This is a genomic window from Pseudomonas yamanorum (genome assembly GCF_900105735.1).
Lineage (GTDB): Bacteria > Pseudomonadota > Gammaproteobacteria > Pseudomonadales > Pseudomonadaceae > Aquipseudomonas > Aquipseudomonas yamanorum.
Window position 1 is genome coordinate 1273335 of record NZ_LT629793.1, and the last position, 20597, is coordinate 1293931.

A 20597-nucleotide genomic window follows, 5' to 3' on the forward strand; every position below is an offset into this window, starting at 1 on the left:
ATCACCCCTTTACCGGCCAGGCGGGTTGCTGCTGGGTGATGCAATGCACACCGCCGCCGCCATGGGCCAGGTGATTGATCCGTACCGGCACCACCACGCGCCCCGGGAACGCCTGGGCCAATACATCGGCGGCCACCTGGTCGGCGTCAATGCCATAGGCCGGCATGATGATCGCGTCGTTAGCGAGGTAAAAGTTGGTGTAGGAGGCGCAAAACACTTCGGCCTCGGTGTCTACGGCGTCGGTGGCTTCATACAGCTCGATCAGCTCGAAGCGCCGGCCCTGGGCGTCGGTGGCCAACTCCAGGGCCCGGTGATTTTCCCGTACCACCTCGGCGTACACCGAGTGTTTGTCGTGGGTGGCGTCCACCAGCAACACGCCCGGACGGGCGAAGGCGCACACGCCATCCACATGGCCGTCGGTCATGTCGCCGGTCACATGGTCGGGATCCCCTGGCAGCCAGATGGTTTTTTTCACGCCCAGCAAACGCGTGAAGATCGCCTCGATTTCGGCCTTGGTCATCCCAGGGTTACGATTGGGGTTGAGCAACACCGATTCGGTGGTAATCAACGTGCCCTCGCCGTCCACATGAATCGCGCCGCCTTCGTTGCTCAACGGCGTGCCGAAGCATTCCATGCCTATGTGATTGAGCACCCGGCGGGCCAGGCTTTCGTCCAGGTCATGGGCCGACTTGCCACCCCATGCATTGAAGCGCCAGCTCACACCGGCGAGGCCCTGTTGCGGGTGGCACACAAAGCTCGGGCCGGAGTCGCGACACCAACTGTCGTCCACCGCCACTTCGATCAGTGCAATGTTCGGCCCGCACAATGCCCTGGCGCTGGCGACGGCCGAAGGATCGACGATCATTTTCACCGGTTCAAAACGCGCGATGGCATTGGCGACACGGGCAAAGTCCTCCTGCACCAGTGGCAACGTAACGCCCCAGCCAGACTCCCAAAGCGCCTGGTTATGCGGCCAGACCATCCACGTCGCCGCATGCCTGGCCCACTCCGCCGGCATCCACCAGCCACTGTCCTGAATTTCATTCTGCTGCATGACAAATACCTTTGAGTTAAGTCATTGTGTTCAATGAAAACTGTCTGCTAGGTCTTGGCATGCATGCTACGGCTGTAAAAACGGGCAAACAAACGATGGATTTTGTGGAAAACTGATTAGAGGAACTTATCAGCATGCTTAACCATTGGCCGCCCTTGGGCACCCTTCGCGGCTTCGAAGCCGCCGCCCGGTTGGGCAGTTTCCACAAGGCCGCCGAGGAACTGCACCTCACCCAATCGGCAATCAGCCAGCAGATTCGCAGCCTTGAGGCGTACCTGGAACAGCCGCTGTTTTTCCGCAGTGGGCGCAGCGTCAGCCTGACCGATGCCGGGCACGATTTCCTCAGCACCACCCAGGCGTTATTGCAGCAATTGGCCGTGGGAGTTCGTCGCCTGGGGCAGTACCGCAAACCCAATCAACTGGTGCTCAACACCACGCCAACCTTCGCCCGCCACTGGTTGTTACCGCGCCTGGAAGATTTCCGCCGCCAGCACCCTGAAGTGGACCTGTGGATATTCAGCACCGACGAAGTCCCGGACATGGCCAGCCAGACCATCGACCTCGCCGTGCGCGACGACATCAGTTCCCAGGCCGAATGCAGCTTCAAGGTGCTGCATACCGACCGCCTTTTCCCGGCGTGCCATCCGCGCGTGTTGGCACTGCCCAAGGAGCAACGCACCACCCTCCACGGCGAACGGGAGATGGATTGGAGCCATTGGGCGGTAGAGGCCGGGATTGATGTGGGCCAGAAGGATCAGGGGCTGAATTTCTCTGACCCCGGGCTGTTGCTGGATGCGGCGTGTACGGGGTTGGGGATTGCGCTGGTCAGCCGGTTATTGAGTCGCCAGGCGCTGGAGAGCGGGCTATTGCAGCCGCTGGTAGAGGCAACCATTCGCGGCCCAAACTGGGCCTTGCTGACCCACCGTGACAGCGAGAACAACCCGCTGGCACGGTGCTTCAGTGAATGGTTGATCGGCAATCTGGCAACTGCCGGCGCCGGTTAGCCGCGGCTGACGCTCAACTTCTCCCACAAAAAGCTGTAGACCAGCGCACTCATATGCGCAGCCTGTGCATTGTCCGCCGCCCCGCCGTGCCCACCCTCGATATTTTCGTAGTACGTCACGTCCTTGCCGGCGTCGATCATCTTCGCCGCCAGCTTGCGGGCGTGGGCTGGATGCACCCGGTCATCGCGGGTCGAGGTCAGGAAAAACACCGGTGGGTAGGCCTTCGCCGGATCGAACAGGTGGTACGGCGAAAACGTCTGGATGTACGCCCACTCTTCAGGCTCGTCCGGATTACCGTACTCCCCCATCCACGACGCTCCGGCCAACAAGAGGTGATAGCGCTGCATGTCGAGCAGGGGCACCTGGGAGACGATTGCACCGAACAGTTCAGGGTATTGGGTCAGCATATTGCCGACCAACAGACCACCGTTACTTCCACCCTCCGCGCCCAAGTACCGGGGCGAAGTAATCCCGCGGTCGATCAGGTCACGGGCCACCGCGGCAAAATCTTCATAGGCGCGCGGACGGTTTTGCTTGAGTGCCGCCTGGTGCCAGCGAGGACCGTATTCACCGCCACCGCGAATGTTGGCAACCACATACACCCCGCCTTTCGAGAGCCAGGCGCGGCCTACTTCACCGGAGTAATGCGGGGTCAGGGAGTATTCAAAGCCGCCGTAGCCATAGAGCAAGGTCGGCTCCGTGCCATCGAGGGGCAAGTCTTTCCCGCGCACCACGAAATACGGCACACGGGTGCCATCCCTGGAGACCGCGAAGTGCTGCTCGACCACATGCCGGCTGGAGTCGAAGAATGCCGGCAAGGTTTTCAGTACCTCGGGCGGATGACCGATCTCGGCCAGCGACAAGGTGGTCGGCGTCAGGTAGTCGGTGGTTACCAGCCAGACCGCATCACTGTCGTCGCTGTCCACCGCGCTGGCATACACCGTCCCCATGCCGGGCGCGCCGGTGAACGGGCTGCGCTGCCATCCGTTCGCACCGGGAGTCAGCACACTGAGGCGATTCTTGACGTGATCGAGTACGTTCAGCACCAGGTGATTCAGCGTCCAGAAAAAACCCGCCAGCGAGGTGCTGTCCGTAGGGGTGAAGAGCACGTCGAAATCCCGCTGGCCTGCCATGAAGGCATCAAACCGGATCGCCAGCAACGAGCCGGCCACAAACACCTCATCGAGCGTCCAGTCCTCCCGCAGTTCCAGCAGCAGCCAGTCTTTGTACACCGACTTTTCCGCCGAGTTCGGCGCGTCGATTTTGCTTAACTGGTTGTCGCTGCCCCGCAGGTACAGTTCGTTGTTGTAGAACGCCAGCGTGCGGCTGACGAAGTCACGCTCATGGCCGGGCGTGTCGTCGTGCATCGCCGCAATGTACATGTCATCCAGCGTGCCTTCGTAGACAACACGGGCGGCACTCAGCGGTGTACCGCGCTGCCACTGTTTGACGATGCGCGGGTAACCGGAGCGGGTCATCGTCCCTTCACCAAAATCGGTGAAGACATAGACGTTGTCACGGTCGATCCAGCCCAGGCCACCCTTGGACTCGGGCAACTGGAAGCCGTCTTCGACCCAGGTCCTGGTGGCCAGATCAAACTCCCGGGTGACACTCGCGTCCGCCCCGCCACGGGACAACGCCAGCAGACAGCGCTGGTAGTCCGGGCGCAAATAGTCAGCACCGTGCCACACCCAGTTTTCGCCTTCGGCGGCGTTCAGTGCATCAAGGTCCAGCAGCGTTTCCCAGGCGGGCTGCGGCTTGCGGTACTCCTCAAGCGTGGTGCGACGCCACAGGCCCCGCGGGTGAGCGGCGTCCATCCAGAAGTTGTAGTAATAGGCGCCGACCTTGTCGACGTGGGGGATATTGCTGTCCGAGTCCAGCATCTCCAGCACCTCGGCCTTGATCTGCTGGAAACTGGCGGAGCGGGCGAGACGGTCTTCAGTCTTGAGGTTCTGGGCCTGTACCCAGTGCATTGATTGCTCGCCTTCGACGTCTTCAAGCCATTGGTAGGGATCGGTGGACGTTTCGGGAAGTTTTGACATGTTCGAATCCTGTCGAAAAGCAGAAATGGATAGCGTGCCCGACTTTGACCCTTTTTGAGCGATAAAAAAAGCAAGAAACCGGGTGTGCTAGCCGATCTGATCGGCGATACATGGCGGAGGTACCGCAGGTTGCTACGGCAGGAGGACAAGCGATGGCTGACAAAAACATGTGGATGCTGATGGGCGCCGACGCAAAACCCTTCCCAAGCCCCGAGCCGGGAATGCTGGGCGGCCACCGCCGCGGCAAGCGCTATGGAAAGCTCGACTGTCGTGCGGCGCTGCGGGCCATTGCGCGTGGCGGCTACGTGAAAAATCGCGTGTTTTTTCTCGATGAAGCGACAGCTATCGCCGCGGGATTTCGTCCTTGTGCGGTGTGCATGCCAGCCGAATATCGCCTGTTTCGAGGGCACGCCTGAATCGAGTGTCTGGGACAAATTCCAGGCAAAAAAAAGCCTGCATTTCTGCAGGCTTTTTACTATCTTGCTCCACGACCTGGACTCGAACCAGGGACCCAATGATTAACAGTCATTTGCTCTACCAACTGAGCTATCGCGGAATGCGCCGTATGTTACTGATTGAAAAGGAGAAGTCAAGCATTCAGTGAGATTTTTGCTTCATCCAGGTGCGCCGTGCTGGAAAATCATCACGCGACTTCCTGTCACGACGCTGTCATACGTCAACGCCAACATCCGTGGATACCCCGCCCCCTACCCTCTTCTTGAAGGATGACACATGCACACTCGCTCAGGCCCGCCAGCGGTAAAAACCCTGCTTGCCCGTTTTATCGTTATCGGATGCAGCCTGACAGTGAGCGCGTGTGACAGTGTGACCAGGAGCGCGCCTGTCGCGCCTGCTTCGTTCAAAACCCTGGACGGTGCACCGCCGTTGGTTATCGGCCATCGCGGCCTGCCAGGACTGTACCCGGAAGAAACCCGGGCCTCCTACGAACATGCAGCCGACGCTGGTGCGGATTCGCTGGAGCTGGACCTGCACATGACCAAGGACTGTGTATTGGTGACCCGGCACAATCCCTGGTTGAGCGACAACACCAATATCAGCGACGTCGCGAAGACCAATCCAGAAGTTGCACGCCGCAAGCGCACGGTTCCCGGTGTACTGGTTAACGTCAAATATCCCGCCACTGCAGAAAATGGCCCGGCTCAATACCTCAGTGATCTGACGAACCCCAACGATCCAAAATCCGTGTTGAAGTCCTTGATCGTGGATGGCGAAGACCATACCAACGACTGGTCAATCAGCGATTTCACCCTGGCCGAACTCAAGCAATGGATCGGCGGCACGACGTACGACGCCCGCGACGAGCGGCCGACCGAACTCAACGGCAAGCTACCGATCCTGAGTTTCCAGGAAGTGATCGACATCGCAAAAGCCAAAAGCGCCGCCACAGGCCGTGTGATTACCACCTACCCGGAAAGCAAAAACCCGATCTGGAACAACGCCCAGGCCATCGCCAATGGTTGCGGCGCGCCGGGCAGTCATCCGTTCGAAGCGGCGTTTCTCAAGACCCTTAAAGACAACAACCTGAATCGCAAAGACGCGCCGGTGTTTGTGCAGAGCTTTGACCCAAGCAGCCTGAAATACCTGCGCTCTATCGGCCTGCAATCCAGGGCGGTGCAGTTGGTGGATGGGAACGGTGTGAACTTCAAGACCGGCGAGACCATTTTCATCACGGACAAACCCAACACCTTCGTCAGCGGCCGCCCCTACAGCTGGACCGTCGCGGGCGATCCACGTTCCTTTGGTGCGATGCTGACACCGGCCGGGTTGGCCGAGGTCAAGACCTACGCCGACGGCATCGGGCCGTGGAAGCCGCAGGCGATGTCGCTGACCGCTGCTTCAGCACAAACCCCGGGTTTGCCCGAGGTCGACACCTTCAAGCCGACCAGCCTGATCAGCGATGCCCACAAGGCCGGTTTGTTCGTCCATATCTTCACCTTCCGCAACGAAGCGAAGTACCTGGCCGGTGCCTACAAGGGCAATCCGGCGGCCGAATACCTTGCCTTCTTCCGGGCGGGCGTTGACGGTGTATTTACGGACTTCACGCCGACGGCCGTTGCGGCCCGAAACACCTACCTTAAAGAAGTCGCGCGCTAAACAGTCATCAAGGTAAATGGCGGCCTTCGCGGCCGCCATTGCTCAATCCAACTGCTCGATCACCCCGCCCGCCTTGAGCTGCCCCAGTTGCTCTGCCGACAAACCCAGGCGCTCGCCCAGCACTTCATCCGTATGCTGCCCCAACATCGGTGCCGGCCTTACATACTCCACCGGCGTGCCCGACATCTTGATCGGGCTGCCGACCATGGCGAACTCCGGATTCTTGGGATGCGGGATCTTCACCATCAACCCCCGGGCAATCACCTGGGGCTCTTCCAGTGATTGCGCGATGTTGTTGATCGCCCCCACCGGCACCTTCGACGCGTGAATGCTCGCCACCCACTCGTCCGCCGTACGCCCCAGAAAGTGCGCTGACAACAGCTCGACAATCTCCGCCCGATGCGCAACCCGATCAGCATTACGCCGAAAGCGCGGGTCCTCCGGCAGGTGCGACAAGCCTATGCTGTGGCACAGCGCAATAAACTGGCTGTCGTTGCCGCAGGCAATAATGAAGTCGCGGTCTGCCGCACGGAACACCTGGTACGGCACGATGTTGGCGTGGGCGTTGCCATACCGCTCCGGCACTTTGCCCGAGGCCAGGTAGTTCATGCTCTGGTTGGCCAGGGTTGCGACTTGTACGTCCAGTAGCGCCATGTCGATGTGTTGGCCAACGCCGGTGCGTTCGCGGCTGAGCAGTGCGGCCTGGATGGCGACGGTGGAATACAGTCCGGTCATCAGGTCGGAAAACGCCACGCCGACTTTTTGCGGGCCGCCGCCGGGCAGGTCGTCGCGTTCGCCGGTGATGCTCATCAGGCCGCCGATGCCCTGGATGATGAAGTCGTAGCCGGGCTCTTCGGCACGCGGGCCGGTCTGGCCGAAGCCGGTGATGGAGCAATACACCAGCCGCGGATTGATCTCGGCCAGGGTCGCGTAATCCAGGCCATAACGCGCCAGGGAGCCGGCCTTGTAGTTTTCGATCAGTACGTCGGAGCTGGCCGCCAGGGCTCGCACCAGTTCCTGGCCTTCGGAGGTGGCGAGGTCGATGGCCACGGATAATTTGCCGCGGTTGGTGGACTGGTAATAAGACGCTTGCCCGGACGACTCACCGGTGTCGGTCTTCATCCACGGCGGGCCCCAACCACGGGTGTCGTCACCGCTCTGTGGCCGTTCGATCTTGATCACTTCCGCGCCGAGGTCAGCCAACACCTGGCCACACCAGGGCCCGGCCAATACCCGGCTTAAATCCAGCACCCGCAAACCTGTCAATGCACCCATTATTCTTGTCCTGTGATGAATCGAAATCAGCCGACTGCCGGCTCTTCATGACGCAGGGAAATCCCCAGCACTGCACGCCGCCGCAGCCAGGGGCTGGGGCGATAACGTGGGTCGTGGGTGAGTTCGCTCATGCGCTGCAAAATCGTGAGGATGCGCCGGGGCCCGAGGGCATCGCCCCACGCCAGCGGCCCCTGCGGGTAACCCAGGCCGAGTTGTACGGCCTGGTCGATGTCGTCGACGCTGGCGATGCGTTGCTGGGCGATATCGCAGGCCAGGTTGACCACCATCGCCAAGGTGCGTTGGGCGACGAAGCCGACGCTGTCACCGATCACCGTCACGCCCACCCCGTCACTGGCGAGCAGCGCGTGGGCGGCGTCGCGCGTGGCGGTGGACGTCAGCGGGTTTTGCATCAGGGTGCGATGGCGTGACAGGTCAGTCAGCAGGTCGATGCACAGGGTGCGCGCCGGGTCGGTGTGGAAGCGTTCGCTGGCCGAGGTGGCATCAAGGCCGTAAGGCGCCAGCAGGCACAACGCTTCAGGCGAAGGCTGCGCCGCGCTTTCAAGGTGCGCGCCCAACTCAATCACCAAGGCGCTCAGGCGCTCGTAGTCGTCGGCGTTTTCGGTGGCGATCCATACCGGCGGCAACGGCTTCACTGAAGGCACCGGCTGCAGCTGCGGGCCGTCGACCACCTGGCCATTTTCATAACGGTAGAAGCCCTGCCCGCTCTTGCGCCCCAGGCGTCCGCCCACCAGCATCTGACGGGTCAGGGGCGACGGTTTGTAGCGCGCTTCTTGATAGAACTGGTTGTAGATCGACTCCATCACCGGGTGGGAAACGTCGAGACCGGTGAGGTCCAGCAATTCCAGCGGGCCCATGCGAAAGCCTGCGCCTTCACGCAGGATACGGTCGATATCGCCGCGCTCGGCAATGCCTTCATCGAGCATTTTCAAGGCTTCGGTACCGTAGGCACGGCCGGCGTGGTTGACGATAAAGCCCGGGGTGTCCTTGGCACGCACACCGCGATGGCCGGTGCGGGCAACGAAGGCCAGCAGGTCGTCGCCGACCTTCGGCGCAGTGGCCAGGCCGTCGATCACTTCGACGACGCGCATCAACGGCACCGGGTTGAAGAAGTGCAGACCGGCAACCCGCTCAGGGTGTTGGCAGCCTGTGGCGATGGCAGTGACCGACAGCGACGAGGTGTTGGTGGCGAGGATGCAACCCGCGCTGACCACGCCTTCCAACTGCTGCAACAGGCCGCGCTTGGCGTCGAGGTTTTCGACGATGGCTTCCACCACCAGGTCGCAGTCGTGCAGCGCCTCAACCGTGGCGGCGACGTGCAGGTTCTCCAACGCGGCGTCCATCGCCGCCTGGGTGATCTTGCCCTTGGCGGCCAGCTTCGAGAGTGTGGCGCCGAGATTATCCCGAGCGGTTTGCGCGGCGCCATTGCGGGCATCGAACAAGCGCACCAACACGCCCGCCTGGGCGGCAATCTGTGCAATCCCGGCGCCCATCACGCCGGTGCCGACCAGGCCCATGATCTTGATTGAATCAGCCATTGTCATTCCCCCAGGTAGTTCGCGGTGCGTTTTTCGAAGAACGCCGCGGCGCCCTCCTTCTGGTCTGCCGAGTCGAACAGCAGTTGAAAGGCCTTGCGCTCCAATACCAGCGCGCTTTCCAGCGGCAGGTCGGCGCCGGCGAGCATCACTTCCTTGATCTGCTCCACCGCCAGCGGCGGCAACGCAGCGATCTGCGCGGCCAGTTCCAAGGCGCGAGGGATAGTCTGGTCATCCGCCACCACTTCGCTGAGCATGCCCATGGCGAGGGCTTCCGGCGCCTTGACCATGCAGCCGGTCAACGCGATGCGCATGGCCTGGAACTTACCCACGGCACGCACCAGGCGCTGGGTGCCACCGGCGCCCGGCATCAGGCCCAACTTGACCTCGGGTTGAGCGAACCGCGCCGACTCTCCGGCGACGATCAGGTCGCAATGCATGGCCAGCTCACAACCGCCCCCCAGGGCAAAACCGTTCACCGCAGCGATCACCGGCTTCGGGCAGCGGCTGATGGCTTCCCACAAATACTCGGTGTGCCGGCGGTACATCTCGATCGGCGTGGCGCTGGCGAATTCCTTGATGTCGGCACCGGCCACGAAAAACTGATCGCCGCCGGTGAGCACGATGGCGCGCACATCACGTCGCTTGGCCAGGGCACGAAAATGCTCGGCCAGTTCTTCGCGAACCTGGGCGTTCAAGGCGTTTTTTACTTCGGGACGGTGGATGCGTACCACGGCAACGCCATTGTCCTGGACGTCGAGGTGCACTACGGGTTGGTCGAGGCTGGCCACAAATTCTCCTGCTGCAATGTTCTTGTTCGTTCGGATATTGCCAGTTTCGCTATGCGAAACAACATTCCGTATTTAGCGATAATCATAAGGACCGAGTCGCCGTGATGTAAACGTAAAAACCTGAGCCACCCATAAATCGGGCTATAACTCGTTGTTTAGACGAGTTTTATTAAACAAAAAGACAATCAACTGCGAAGTTGATTAGTTTCGCTGTGCGGAATACAATTTTGTTTTGTTGATTTTCTAAAAAAAGGGGGACTAACATGCGCCGTCGAAACCTGGACCCGAACACAACAGAAACACCGGCCGGCAACCACGCGTTCGAGCACTTGCTGATCGATCCGATGAATGCCGACGAGGAAGAAGACAAGGACCGCCAGTTCGTCACCGCCCTGGCCCGAGGCTTGGAATTGCTGCGTTGCTTCACCCCCAGCGAAAGCGTGCTGGGTAACCAGGAGCTGGCGCGCAAGACCGGGCTGCCAAAGCCGACGATTACACGGATGACTCATACGCTGACCCGCTTGGGGTATCTCAAGCACCTGCCGCAGTCGGGCCGGTATCAGCTGGATGTAGGGGTGATGGCGTTCGGTTACGCGATGCTGTCGAACCTGTCGGTGCGGGCTGTGGCCCATCCGCTGATGGAGACGATGGCCAAGTACGCCCAGGCCGCTGTGGCCATGGCCACCCGCGACCGTTTGGACATGGTGTACCTGGACGTGGTCCAGGGCGAAGCCAACATGACCATGCGCCGCCAGGTCGGTACACGGTTGCCGTTGCACTTGAGTTCCGCAGGCCGCGCCTGCCTGGCAGCGATGCCGGAAAACGAGCGGGAATTTATCCTCGACCATATCCGCCAGCGTCACCTGGAGGACTGGCCGGGTATCAGGAAGGGCCTGGAACGTGCCTTCCGGGATTACACCGATTTCGGCTACTGCATGTCGATCGGTGAGTGGCACCGCGATGTAAACGCCATCGCCGTACCGCTGTTGCATGCACAACATGGGCTGCTGACGTTCAACTGTGGCGGACCGAGTTTTCACCTTTCCCGGGAGAAACTCGAGGACGACATCGGGCCCCGTCTCAAGCACATGGTGAACAACATCGAGGCCGCTGCCCGCTAGACAGATCGGTGCAAGGCCTCGGCAGATTGACGACAACAGGCCCGCCGAACGGGCCGCTGAGGAATGCACATGATCCGAGACCCCGAAACGCTTCATCTGTTGCTGGAAACCCTCCAGCAGTTCGTCAACGAAGCGCTGATCCCACGGGAAAACGAACTGGCCGAGACCGATGACGTCCCGGCGGATATCGTCAGCCAGTTCCGCGAGTTGGGCCTGTTCGGCCTGACCCTGCCCGAAGCCTACGGCGGCCTCGGGCTGACCATGGAAGAAGAGGTCAACGTGGCCTTTGAACTGGGCCGAACCTCTCCGGCATTCCGCTCCTACTTCGGCACCAACAACGGCATCGGTTCCATCGGCATCCTGCTGGACGGCACCGAGGCGCAGAAGCAGCACTACCTGCCGAAACTGGCCAGCGGCGAGTTGCTCAGCTCGTTCTGCCTGACCGAACCGGACTCCGGCTCCGACGCCGCCTCGCTGAAAACCACGGCGGTGCGCGACGGTGACCACTATGTCATCAACGGCACCAAGCGCTTTATCACCAACGCCCCCCATGCCGGGATCTACACCGTGATGGCCCGCACCAACCCGGACATCAAGGGCTCGGGCGGCATCAGTGCGTTTATCGTCGAGCGCAACACGCCGGGCCTGTCCCTGGGAAAGCGTGACCACAAGATGGGCCAGAAAGGCGCCCACACCTGCGACGTGATTTTCGACAACGTGCGCGTGCCGGCCGACCAGTTGATCGGCGGCGTCGAAGGCGTGGGGTTCAAGACCGCGATGAAGGTGCTCGACAAGGGTCGCCTGCACATCGCCGCCGTCAGCGTCGGGGCTGCCGAACGCATGCTCAACGATGCCCTGAATTACGCCCTGGAACGCAAACAGTTTGGCCAGCCGATTGCCGAGTTCCAGCTGATCCAGGCGATGCTCGCCGACAGCAAGGCCGAGATCTACGCCGCCCGTTGCATGGTGGTAGACGCTGCGCGCAAGCGTGACGAAGGCCTGAACATCGGCACCGAAGCGTCCTGCTCGAAGATGTTCGCCACGGAAATGTGCGGCCGCGTGGCCGACCGTTGCGTGCAGATTCACGGCGGTGCCGGGTATGTGAGCGAGTACGCCATCGAGCGGTTCTATCGCGATGTGCGCTTGTTTCGGCTGTATGAAGGCACCACGCAGATCCAGCAATTGGTGATCGCCCGCAACATGATTCGCGAGGCCAAGCACTGAACCCCAGAAACAACACAGAACCCGTGTGGGAGCTGGCTTGCCTGCGATGCAGACAACTCGATCTGGCAGTGACACCGCAGCGATGCTATCGCAGGCAAGCCAGCTCCCACAGTGACCGTGTTCCAACCGTATTACCGCAACACCCATAACTTGTGCCCTAACAACTACAACAAGGTATCGCTATGGAAGTCGCCGCTCAGGCGGGTGCGTTGTCGCCCGCGAAAAACAACCTGTGGATCATTGTCTTCATCTTCTGCTTCCTCGGCCTGCTGATCGACGGTGCCGACTTGATGCTGCTGTCCTACAGCCTCAGCAGCCTCAAGGCCGAGTTTGGCCTGACCAGCGTCGAAGCCGGCAGCCTGGGCAGTTTCACCCTGGCCGGGATGGCCATCGGCGGGATTTACGGGGGCTGGGCCTGTGATCGTTTTGGCCGGGTGAAGACCGTGGTCTGGAGCATCGTGCTGTTCTCCGCCGGCACGGCAATCCTGGGCATGACCCACAGTTATTGGCAGTTCGCGAGCACACGCTTCTTCGCCTCCCTCGGGCTGGGCGCGCTGTATGTCGCGTGCAATACGCTGATGGCCGAGTACGTGCCGACCCGCTATCGCACCACCGTGCTCGGCACCCTGCAGGCCGGCTGGTCGGTGGGCTACATCGTCGCCACCTTGCTCGCCGGCTGGATTCTGCCGAACCACGGCTGGCGCTGGTTGTTCTACGTAGCGATCATCCCGGTGATCCTCGCCGTGCTGATGCAACGCCTGGTGCCGGAGCCCCAAGCCTGGATCAAGGCCCAGGCCGAACGCGCCCGGGAAAAGGCCGAAGGTATCAAGCGCGTCTCTGCGAAGAAACCCGACGGCATGTTCAAGCTGATCTTCAGCGACCCGAAAGCCAGCCGCATGTTTGTCCTCTGGGCGCTGACCGCAGGCTTCCTGCAGTTTGGCTACTACGGCGTCAATAACTGGATGCCGTCGTACCTGGAAGGCGAGTTGGGGATGAACTTCAAGTCGATGACCAGCTACATGGTCGGTACCTACGCGGCGATGATATTCGGCAAAATCCTCGCCGGGCTCGCGGCAGACCGCCTGGGCCGGCGCCTGGTGTTCGCCGTCGGCGCGCTGGGCACGGCGATTTTCCTGCCGGTGATCGTGCTGTTCCAGAGCCCGGACAACATCTTGTGGATGCTGATTGTGTTCGGGTTCCTGTACGGCATTCCCTACGGCGTGAATGCGACCTACATGACCGAAAGCTTCGAGGCGAAATTTCGCGGCTCGGCAGTGGGCGGGGCCTACAACATTGGCCGAATTGGCGCAGCGGTGGCACCGGCAGCCATTGGCTTCCTGGCGTCCCATGGCTCGATCGGCGTCGGATTTCTGGTGATGGGCGGCGCGTACTTTATCTGCGGAGTGATTCCAGCGCTGTTTATCCGCGACAAGCAGTTTGACCCGCAAAAACAATAAGCCCCACGCCGGGGCCCGCAGCGACGCGGGCCCGGCTATAAGACGTGCGGCAGTTATAACCCCCGACAAACCGGGCTAGACTATACGTCAGTCCTACGGAACTGAAGGAACAGTACGACGCTCTCACCCAGCCTGTAAGACAGTTTTGTGCTTAGGGGCTCATACGCTTATGAAAACACCGACCCAGACCAACGCAATTGACTTCGACAGCGCCAAATTGCAACGCCTGGGCTTTGGTCAGCCGTCCCTTCTTACACGACGCCCTGCCACGGTTGAGCAACTTCGCCAGCAACTGGGCATGCAATTGCAAACCAGCCTGGAGCCGGAGCACATCCTTGCGCTGTTCTTCCGCGAAATCCAACGCCTGGTGCCGCTGGACGCCCTGCAATACCGTCACGAAGCCAGCGACCTGCGCCTGGAGTACGGCCACCGCGGCCATCATTCGGTGAGCTATGCCCTCAGCCACGAAGGCGAGCACCTCGGCGAACTGGTGTTTCGGCGCAACCAACGCTTTCTCGAAGACGAACTGGCCAACCTGGAGTCGCTGCTGGCCACCCTGCTCTACCCGATGCGCAACGCCCTGCTCTACCGGGCGGCGACCCGCAGCGCCCTGCGCGACCCGCTGACCGAAACCGGTAACCGCATCGCCATGGACCAGACCCTGCAGCGGGAAATCGACATGGCCCGCCGGCACCTGCAGCCGCTGTCCTTGCTGATGCTGGACATCGACCACTTCAAGCACATCAACGACACCCACGGCCATGCTACGGGCGACAAGGTGCTCAAGGCCGTTGCGGCCTCGATCAAAAGCCAGTTGCGCAATGTGGACATGGTGTTTCGGTTTGGCGGGGAAGAGTTTCTGATCCTGCTGTCCAACACCGGCCGGGACGCGGCGTCGATGGTCGGTGAGCGCCTGCGCCACGCGGCACAGGCCCAGGATTACTGGGCGGACGATGAACGTATCGAATTGACCGTGAGCCTGGGCTGCTCGACCTTGCTGGCCGGAGAGTCCGCCGAGAGCGTGCTGCGCCGGGCGGACAACGCCTTGTATGTGGCCAAGCGTGAAGGCCGCAACCGCCTGGCAATGGCGGGGTAACCGCTTTACTTCACAGCGGCCCCGCCATCACAGGGTTCAGGCTTCGCTGGCAACCAGGGTGGGTTGTTTACGGGGGGTGGCCACCGACTTTTCCAACTGCATGCAGCGTTCCAGGAACAGGTACATGTAGTCGTAGCTCTTGCACACCGCTTGACGCAGCTCTACCTGCAGTTCCTTGGTCGGGTTCATGCCGGCCAGGGTACAGATGATTTCCAGCGCTTCCCACGGGTGAGCGTCATCGTACTGGGCATGCATCTTCAGCCACTTCATGGCGCGCTTGCGGTCTTCCTCAGGGAAAGCCGCGGCATAGACGCCAGTGGAACACACCACGGCGGACCACTCCCCAGTGGCCCCCTCGATGGCGTAGTTGGTGGCGGCAATCGCGACAATCAGCGAATCGGCCGAGCTGGTGTGCCAGCACCAATGGCTGAGTGCATGCAGCTCCGGCGGCACTTCCTGTGCCTGCAACTCTTCCAGGCTGACGCCATGGGCGCGGGCCCAATGCACCCAATAATCGGCGTGGTTGAGTTCCACGCGAATATTGCGCATCAGCCAGCGGCGCGCCATGTCCTCCCCAGGATGGCGGGCAAATTTGGTCTTGGTGAGGTTCTGTGCCATGTACAACGCAAACTGTTCAACCACTGGCCAGCCACCAATCAGATAGTGGCGCATGGTCTTGGCGCTGAGCTTGTTATCGCGCATGCGCTGGTACAGTTCGTGTTCGACAACTCGGCGCTTGCTCTCGCTACAGGCCTGGATCAGCTGTTGTGCCCAGGCGGGGTAACTCGAGGCTTCCATAAGCGGGCCGGTTCTGTTGAATGTGTCGATCACTGTCGGGCTCCTTTTGATTTGTGATATGTACAGACCAGCAAATGTTTCATCGGAACGTGCCAGGCGCCTTGAATAACAGAGGCTGCGGTCGCACAGGTCGACACTGCAAACTATCAAAGGTAAACAACTGCGGTCGCTCGATCAGGTATCCCTGAGCATAGTCGACCCCGATCTCAAGCAAGGCTTGTTCGATCTGGGGTGTCTCGACAAATTCGGCAATCGTGCGCTTACCCATGACATGACCGATGTGATTGATCACTTCGACCATAGCGCGGTTAATCGGGTCGTCCAGCATATCCTTTACGAAACTTCCATCGATCTTCAAGAAGTCTACAGGTAAATGTTTAAGATATGCGAACGAGGACATCCCGGCGCAGAAGTCATCAAGGGAGAAATAGCACCCTAACTCTTTGAGCTCGTTGATAAAACGAATTGCACTACCCAAATTCGCGATAGCGCTGGTTTCTGTAATTTCAAAACAAATCATTTCCGGTGGAATGCCATAGGCGCTGAACTGCTCACGCAGGAACCCGAGAAAGTCCTCGTCGCCGATGGTAATGCCTGACAGATTGATCGCACACATGGCCATGGGCCGGCCCGGGCGCTCACGCATGCAGCCCGCGACGATCTTGAACACGTTCTCCACCACCCAGCGGTCCAGGGATGTCATCAAACCGTAACGCTCGGCCGCCGGGATAAAACTGTCCGGCAGGATGATCCGCCCCGCCTCGTCATGCAGGCGCAGCAGGATTTCGATATGCCCGTCGCCCTGCTCCGTATGCCCCAGGGGCGCGATTTCCTGGGCGTACAGGCAAAAACGGTTCTCTTCCAGGGCCATATGCAAGCGCTGCACCCAGGCCATCTCGCCAAAGCGCAGGGACAATTCCGAGTCATCGGCGTGATACACCTGCACCCGGTTGCGGCCCTTTTCCTTGGCCATGTAGCACGCCATGTCGGCGGCCCGCAGCGAGGTTTCCAGGGTGGTCGGGGCTTGCGTGATGTGCACCAGGCCGATACTCACGGTGGTGACAAACGGCCTGCCCTTCCACACAAAATGCAGGCTCTGCACGGTATGGCGCAGGCTCTCGGCGATTTTTTCCGCCACCGGCGCCGGGCAATTCTCCAACAGGATGCCGAACTCATCGCCCCCCAGACGGGCCAGGGTGTCGCCTTCGCGCAGGTCCGATTGCAGCAGCGCGCAGATATGCCGCAACAACTCATCCCCCGCGGCATGCCCACAGGTGTCGTTAACCAGCTTGAACTGATCCAGATCGAGGAACATCAAGGCATGGCGCCCGCTTTGCTGGCGCCCGACGTTGTGCAGCACCTGCTCCAGGCGGAACTCAAACTCGCGCCGGTTGGCCAGGCCGGTCAAGGCGTCGTGGGTCGCCTGCCAGGACAGGTTGGCGATGTATTGGCGCTCCTGGGTCATGTCGTGCAGCACCAGCACTGCGCCGACGACTTTGCCGGCACTGCGGATCGGCGCCCCCACCAGGGTGACGGACACGGTGGTGCCGTCCACGCGCTGGATCAGCTTGGAATGCTCGCTGCCCCCGCCGAGCTGGCCGCTCAATATGCGCTCGATCAAGGTAAAACCGTCGGCCTGGGCATTTTCATCCAGCAGGTTGAACAGCGCTGCCAATGGCAGTCCCTGGGCCTGGGCGCCTTTCCAGTGGGTCAGGGCTTCGGCGGCCGGGTTCATATAGGCTATGGCGCCGTCAACATCGGTGGTGATCACCCCGTCGCCAATCGACTCCAGGGTAATCTGCGCCCGCTCCTTCTCTAACTGAAGCGCGTCGGCAAACGCGTGTCGCTGGGCGAGCAGCTTGTGGGTGCGCAGCAGCGCCAGCACGATCAAGCCCAGCGCCGTGGCCAGGTTGGTCACCAGCAGCAAGCGCAGAATCACCCTAGAGCCTTCGCCCAGAGCATCACTGAAGGCTTTGGCGGCCGGCGTCACCCCGTCGTTGATGGCGAATATCCGCTCCTTCCAGGCGTGCACATCGGCGCTGCTGACCTGATTGGCCAGGATTGCCCGATGCATCTCCTGGGCCAGGTCGTCCAGTTGCACCAGATAGGCATCGCCCACGGTCCACAGCTCGATGGCCTTTTCGAGGTAACTGAAATGGCGAAAGTTGAGGTACAGCCAGATCAGGCTGGAAACGTCGTCGCGGTGGTTGCCGCCCTTGAGGATACCCGCGCGCGCGGCAGTCAGGTCCGGGGTCGGGCGGTCGAGGGCCACCCGCAGTTCATGCCCGCCCTGAGGCACGGCAATCGCGTTCTGGTATTTGAGGAAGGTGGCTTCGTCGCGATTGTCGGCGTACAGCGTCAGGTAAAAGATCGCGTCTTTCTGGCCCTTGGACCACAGGCTTTCGCCCGCCACATAACCGCGCACCGCCGAGAGCACGTAGAGACTGACGCAGCCTAACAATGCCTGGAACAGTACGACGGCGATAAAAGGCCACACAATGCCCAATAACCGAGGGGTTCCGAGAGTCTGCTTTTGCTTCATGAGGTCCCTTGCACATGCACAACTAAAATACGCACGCGAGTGAAAACCGCTCCTGATAGCTCAGCGTAGGCTAAATCACCGCACTTGTTGCAAGTGTCCGTAAAGTTTGGCGTACAGGCCACCGTCAGCAATCAACTGCTGATGGTCGCCATCTTCGGCAATATGCCCGCCATCAAACACCAATACCCGATCCGCCTGTTTCACCGCCGACAGCCTGTGGGCGATGATCAAGGTGGTACGGCCACTGAGAAACCGCGCCAGCGCCTGGTGCAGGTTGTATTCGGTTGCCGCATCCAGGGCCGAGGTGGCTTCGTCGAGTATTACCACTTTTGGCTCCGCCAGCACCATCCGTGCAATAGCCAGGCGCTGCCGCTGCCCGCCGGAGAAGCGTACGCCGGAGCGCCCGACCACACTGTCCAGGCCCAACGGCAGCGCCCTGACAGTCGCATCCAGCTGGGCAATTTCCAACGCCTGCCAGCACGCCTGGTCGCTGCGTTCACGGCCCATGGTCAGGTTGGCGCGCACCGTGTCGTTGAACAGCGCCGGATGCTGCAGGACCACGGAGACATTCTCGCGAATCGTCTCCAGGCCGATTTCCTGTTGGGTCAAGCCACCAAAACGGATGCTGCCTGCCTGCGGCGTATACAGCCCCAGCAACAGTTGCACCAGGGTACTTTTGCCGCCGCCACTGGCGCCGACAATCGCGACTTTTTCACCCGGGGCAATGTTCAGGTTCAACTGGTCGAGCACCAGTTCTTCGCCGTAGCCGAAATTCAGGCCACGCACCTCGATGCCCACCGTCTCACGCCCGGTAAACGGATCGGCACCGCCCGCGTATTGCGGTTCATCGGCGCGGGCCAGCAGTTCGTTAATCCGTGTCAGCGCCCCGCCCGCCGCGTAGTAGGCATATTGCAGGTTCAGCAGTTGCTCCACCGGGCTGATCATGAACCACAGGTAACTGAACACCGCGAGCATCTGGCCGATAGACAGGTCGGAAAACAGCACCGTCAGCATCGCCGCCGCGCGGAAGATGTCGATACCGAACTGGAACAGCAAGCCACTGGCGCGGCTGGAGGCATCGCTTTTCCACTGGGAATTGACGGCAAAGTCCCGTACTTCCTGGGCGCGCTGGCCCAGGCGCCCAAGGAAAAAGCCCTGGCGGTTGCCGGCGCGCACTTCCTGGATCGCATCGAGGGTTTCGGTGAGGGCCTGGGTGAACCGCGAGGTGCTGTCGTTTTCCAGCTTCTTCAGGTGCTTGACCCGTTTGCCCAACTGCACCGTGGCGTAGATCACCAGCGGGTTGAACAGCAGGATCAACAGCGCCAGCTTCCAGTGCATCCACATCAGGATCCCGGACGTGCCCACCAGCGTGAGCATCGCCACCAGGAATCGGCTGAGGGTTTCACCGACGAATTTGTCCACCGTGTCCAGGTCGGTGACCAGGTGCGTAGTCACCGTACCGCTGCCCAGGCTTTCGTATTCACTGAGGGAAATGCGCTTGAGGCGCTCAATCAGCCGTACGCGAATGCGATAGACAATGTCCTTGGCCAGCCGCGCAAACAACCGCGCCTGCAACACGTTGAACACCAGAGCGCCGCAACGCAACAGCAAGGTCACCAGCAGCATCAGGCCGATATAGCCGGCGGCCTTCTGCCAACCCAGGGGCAACGCGTGATTCATCACTTTCAGCGCCGCATCACCATGCCCCAGCAGCACTTCGTCCACCAGCAGCGGCAACAGCAATGGAATCGGCACGCTGCACAAGGTTGCCAGCACGGCGACGCCATTGGCGATCCACAGGGATTTCTTGTGATGCAGGGCCAGGCGGCGGACTTCCGCCCAGGTCAGCCGGTCGACGCGTTTGGGTTGCTCAACGGGATCAGGCTGATCATGCACAGGCAGCTCGCTCCAGCCAACGACTCAGCAGCGGCGACAACTCGGACAGCGGCTGATAGCCGTTGGTCAGCAGCGCCAACTGCCCATTACGCTCCGCCAGCAAGGTCGGGAAACCGGCGATGCCCAAATCCTGAACCCAGGTGAAATCCGCCGCGGTGGCCGCGTGCTGATCGGCCCGGTCGAAGGCTTCGGCGAATTCGATACGCGGCACGCCGGCGGTTTCAGCCAATTCCACCAATACATCGGCGCGGGTCACGTCGCGACCTTCAACGTAGAACGCCTGCTGGATCAGGCCCAGCAGTTTCCACGCGCAATCCGGCGCCAGGCTGCGAGCAGTGACCACGGCACGGCAAGCCGGCTCGGTGTCGTAGACAAAGCCATCAGGCAATGCGCCTTCACGCTTGAACGGCTGGCCGGTGGCTTCAGTCACGGCCTGCCAATGCTCAAGAATGTAGCGTCGGGTAGTCGGCTCCAGCGCCGCACCACTGCCGGTGCGCAGACCGCCCACCACGAGGTGCAGCTCCACGCCTGCGGCCTGGGCCTGCTCAACCAGCGCCTTGGCCACTGGAGCGAACCCCCAGCACCATGAACACATCGGATCCATTACATAGAGCAGGCGCGCGGACATG

16 protein-coding genes and 1 tRNA gene are annotated in these 20597 nt (G+C 61.1%); 7 read left to right on the top strand and 10 right to left on the bottom strand.

The genetic code is table 11. The features are described from left to right. Position 1 precedes the first annotated feature (1 nt). Entirely contained in the window at positions 2-1054 is a 1053-nt protein-coding gene (locus BLU46_RS06245) for an agmatine deiminase family protein (protein WP_093199934.1), read from the bottom strand. Positions 1055-1188: 134 nt separating this feature from the next. Between BLU46_RS06245 and BLU46_RS06250 the strand changes: the two genes are divergently transcribed. Next, a complete protein-coding gene (locus tag BLU46_RS06250) occupies positions 1189-2058 on the top strand; it encodes a LysR substrate-binding domain-containing protein (RefSeq protein WP_093199938.1) in 870 nt (289 codons plus the stop codon). Here the strand turns inward: BLU46_RS06250 and BLU46_RS06255 are convergent. After that, the gene (locus tag BLU46_RS06255) at positions 2055-4100 is read right to left on the bottom strand and encodes a prolyl oligopeptidase family serine peptidase (protein WP_093199943.1); all 2046 of its coding nucleotides are present in this window, start codon (positions 4098-4100) and stop codon (positions 2055-2057) included. The two genes, BLU46_RS06250 and BLU46_RS06255, sit on opposite strands and share 4 nt — an antisense overlap. Positions 4101-4252: 152 nt before the next feature. On the opposite strand from BLU46_RS06255, the gene BLU46_RS06260 reads away from it, so the two are divergent. Continuing rightward, positions 4253-4516 carry an Ada metal-binding domain-containing protein gene (locus BLU46_RS06260; protein WP_063031930.1) on the top strand — a complete coding sequence of 88 codons (264 nt, stop codon included), beginning with the start codon at positions 4253-4255 and terminating at the stop codon, positions 4514-4516. Between the two features lie 67 nt (positions 4517-4583). Here the strand turns inward: BLU46_RS06260 and BLU46_RS06265 are convergent. After that, positions 4584-4656: transfer RNA gene (locus tag BLU46_RS06265), tRNA-Asn, on the bottom strand. A gap of 176 nt (positions 4657-4832) precedes the next feature. Between BLU46_RS06265 and BLU46_RS06270 the strand changes: the two genes are divergently transcribed. Further along, on the top strand, positions 4833-6215 hold the full coding sequence (locus BLU46_RS06270; RefSeq protein WP_093199946.1) for a glycerophosphodiester phosphodiesterase family protein: 1383 nt from the start codon (positions 4833-4835) through the stop codon (positions 6213-6215). Between the two features lie 42 nt (positions 6216-6257). Here BLU46_RS06270 and BLU46_RS06275 read toward each other — a convergent pair whose 3' ends face one another. From BLU46_RS06275 to BLU46_RS06285, 3 genes are read right to left on the bottom strand one after another with little or no spacing between them, the layout of a single operon-like run. Continuing rightward, positions 6258-7490 (bottom strand): CaiB/BaiF CoA transferase family protein, encoded by a 1233-nt coding sequence (locus BLU46_RS06275; RefSeq protein ID WP_093199951.1) that lies wholly within the window; start codon positions 7488-7490, stop codon positions 6258-6260. A gap of 26 nt (positions 7491-7516) precedes the next feature. Beyond that, on the bottom strand, positions 7517-9046 hold the full coding sequence (locus BLU46_RS06280; protein WP_063031936.1) for a 3-hydroxyacyl-CoA dehydrogenase: 1530 nt from the start codon (positions 9044-9046) through the stop codon (positions 7517-7519). Between the two features lie 2 nt (positions 9047-9048). After that, entirely contained in the window at positions 9049-9834 is a 786-nt protein-coding gene (locus tag BLU46_RS06285) for an enoyl-CoA hydratase (protein ID WP_063031938.1), read from the bottom strand. A gap of 263 nt (positions 9835-10097) precedes the next feature. Between BLU46_RS06285 and BLU46_RS06290 the strand changes: the two genes are divergently transcribed. From BLU46_RS06290 to BLU46_RS06305, 4 genes are all read left to right on the top strand, one after another. Next, entirely contained in the window at positions 10098-10955 is an 858-nt protein-coding gene (locus BLU46_RS06290; RefSeq protein ID WP_093199956.1) for an IclR family transcriptional regulator, read from the top strand. A 69-nt stretch (positions 10956-11024) separates the two neighbouring features. Next, positions 11025-12179 (top strand): acyl-CoA dehydrogenase family protein, encoded by a 1155-nt coding sequence (locus tag BLU46_RS06295; RefSeq protein WP_063031942.1) that lies wholly within the window; start codon positions 11025-11027, stop codon positions 12177-12179. Between the two features lie 182 nt (positions 12180-12361). Further along, the gene (locus BLU46_RS06300) at positions 12362-13636 is read left to right on the top strand and encodes an MFS transporter (protein ID WP_093199960.1); all 1275 of its coding nucleotides are present in this window, start codon (positions 12362-12364) and stop codon (positions 13634-13636) included. Between the two features lie 169 nt (positions 13637-13805). Continuing rightward, entirely contained in the window at positions 13806-14732 is a 927-nt protein-coding gene (locus tag BLU46_RS06305) for a GGDEF domain-containing protein (RefSeq protein ID WP_063031944.1), read from the top strand. 36 nt (positions 14733-14768) lie between these two features. Here BLU46_RS06305 and BLU46_RS06310 read toward each other — a convergent pair whose 3' ends face one another. The 4 genes from BLU46_RS06310 to BLU46_RS06325 all read right to left on the bottom strand — a co-directional run bounded on the left by BLU46_RS06310 (position 14769) and on the right by BLU46_RS06325 (position 20596). After that, a complete protein-coding gene (locus tag BLU46_RS06310; RefSeq protein WP_207198463.1) occupies positions 14769-15530 on the bottom strand; it encodes a TenA family transcriptional regulator in 762 nt (253 codons plus the stop codon). Between the two features lie 79 nt (positions 15531-15609). After that, positions 15610-18072, bottom strand: coding sequence for an EAL domain-containing protein (locus tag BLU46_RS06315; protein ID WP_093199965.1), 2463 nt, complete (start codon positions 18070-18072; stop codon positions 15610-15612). 75 nt (positions 18073-18147) lie between these two features. Continuing rightward, positions 18148-19968, bottom strand: coding sequence for an ABC transporter ATP-binding protein (locus BLU46_RS06320; RefSeq protein WP_017476197.1), 1821 nt, complete (start codon positions 19966-19968; stop codon positions 18148-18150). After that, entirely contained in the window at positions 19961-20596 is a 636-nt protein-coding gene (locus BLU46_RS06325) for a DsbA family protein (protein ID WP_026077813.1), read from the bottom strand. Before BLU46_RS06325 ends, BLU46_RS06320 begins: the two co-directional genes overlap by 8 nt. Position 20597: the final 1 nt, after the last annotated feature.